The following is a 2,092-nucleotide window of genomic DNA, read 5'->3' as shown; positions in this document are numbered from 1 at the left end:
TTTCGAAGCTGGCGGCAAGAACTCAACACAACCGCTGAAAGGGGTCGTCCTCGAGCGCCTTGTTCTCGTTGGGCGGTCTTGGGGGCGGGGAGTTCTTCGCGGAGGCCGCGGTCCGCCACGGGAAAATACCCGATCGAGCGCCGACCCCATCCCACGAGACACTCCGAGCGGTGATGATACGGAGCCTCGGCGAAGCAGACAGATAAGCTAACATAGTCTGTCACGTGGCCGGTCCGATCTCTCCTGGCTGCTCCTCTGCTGCCCCCCGCATGATGATCACCCCGGTCAGCAAAGCTCCGGGCGCTCCGAAACCTCGACAAGCTCGACCTATCTCCGACTCGGTCTTCTGCCACACCCTCAAAACCCAGAGGCTCTACATTCCACGAGAACGTTTGAGCTGAGGCGATCCGGTGAGCTCACCGGGAAGGCTGCGGGCAGCCAAGCAGCTTTCGAAGCTGGCGGCAAGAACTCAACACAGCCGCTGAAAGGGGTCGTCCTCGAGCGCCTTGTTCTCGTTGGGCGGTCTTGGGGGCGGGGAGATCTTCGCGGAGGCCGCGGTCCGCCACGGGAAAATACCCGATCGAGCGCCGACTCCATCCCACGAGACACTCCGAGCGGTGATGATGCAGAGCCCCGGCGAAGCAGACAGACAATCTAACAGAGTCTGTCACGTGCCCGGACCGATCTCTCCTGGCCGCTCCTCTGCTGCCCACCGCATGATGCTCGCTCCGGTCAGCAAAGCTCCTGAAGCTCGAAAACTTCGATTAGGTCGACCTATCTCCGACTCGGTCTGCTGCCACACCCTCAGAACCCAGAGGCTCAACATTCCACGAGAACAGTTTTATTCGTAGGCGTTCCGTGAAGGGTATCAGGAACGAACTTGAGGGGAGCTTGGCGGTGAGAACCTTGGTTTGACAAGGATTTTCGCGCCGGCGAGCCGGTATATCAGGGAGTTGGCTCGGAACGAAAAGGTCAGCTTGGACGGCGGGTGATATACCGGCTCCAAGAGCGGATTCGTGTTGGCGCTCCGATTTTGATGGGGAGGTTTTCGGGGAAACTTCCTTAACTTCAGTGAATGATTTTCGTCTTGGTGCTGAAGCGTCTTGTTCACAGAACTGTTCAAAAGTGCAGTTCCGAATTGACTCCTCCATTTTCCTCATTTAGGGCTGAACGTTATGAGTGCGTTGAAGTCTCGTTGGTGCTGGAGAAAGGATCTTTCGAATTTTCGTGGATTGTCGGATGGTGAGCGGTCGGGGTTTTTAGTGGCGCTGGAGTGGTTCGAGAATTTTCGGTTACGCTACGAGTTGCCGGCTGGAAGGGAGGCGGTGCGTGGGTTCTGGCGCTCGGAGGTTCTGCGCGAGGGTGCGGAGCGCGAGGACTGGTCGCGTAAAAGGCTGCGCCTCACGCGATCCCCGCGTAAAAGGCTGCGCCTCACGCGATGATTGTTCGAGTAAGGAACCTCGGCTCTGTTGATTCTTTTAAAGAAGAAGTTGGGTATGATTTACGTCTACGTGCTCCAGTCGGAGATGGATTCTGGTTTGTATATCGGGATGACCGCAGATTTGCGGAGGAGATTCGAAGAACATCAGAGCGGCGAATCTCAAAGCACCAAGGGGCGTCGCCCATGGATGCTGATTTACTATGAGGCCTATCTTCAGGAATCGGATGCTTTGGGTAGGGAGGTCTTCCTGAAGAGTGGTGGTGGAAGACGATTTCTCGATAAGCAATTGAGAAACCATTTCGCACGGTATCCGAGGCGGGAAACCTCGTGACCGGAGGTTCTATGTGTTTAAATTACGTGGCCGGAGGCTTTACGTGGGAATTGGTCAGGGTGCGGATCAAGGATGTGGACTTGGAGCGCGGAACGCTGACGGTGCGCAGCGGTCGCGTAAAAGGCTTCGCCTCACGCGATTTTGAGTTTGGATCCACGCTTCTCCGAGGGAAGCCACGTGACCGCAGGTTTTACGTGGGACCGAAAGGCGGGGCTGGCCGGTGTGTGGATGCCCAATGCGCTGGCGCGGAAGTTCAGTCGGGCGGGCGAGAGCTTCGAGTGGTTCTGGCTTTTTCCGGCAATGAAGACGGCGGTGGACCC

The 2,092-nt window shown here is 57.3% G+C and carries 1 protein-coding gene; it reads left to right on the top strand.

What is annotated here, in order from left to right:
• Positions 1-1,469: 1,469 nt before the first annotated feature.
• The gene (locus ACFQY0_RS21040; RefSeq protein ID WP_379716981.1) at positions 1,470-1,772 is read left to right on the top strand and encodes a GIY-YIG nuclease family protein; all 303 of its coding nucleotides are present in this window, start codon (positions 1,470-1,472) and stop codon (positions 1,770-1,772) included.
• Positions 1,773-2,092 lie beyond the last annotated feature (320 nt).

It is taken from the genome of Haloferula chungangensis (genome assembly GCF_042664875.1).
GTDB classification, from domain to species: domain Bacteria; phylum Verrucomicrobiota; class Verrucomicrobiia; order Verrucomicrobiales; family Akkermansiaceae; genus Haloferula; species Haloferula chungangensis.
The sequence above is the reverse complement of the archived record's forward strand: the minus strand, read 5'-3'. Positions and strand labels throughout refer to the sequence as shown.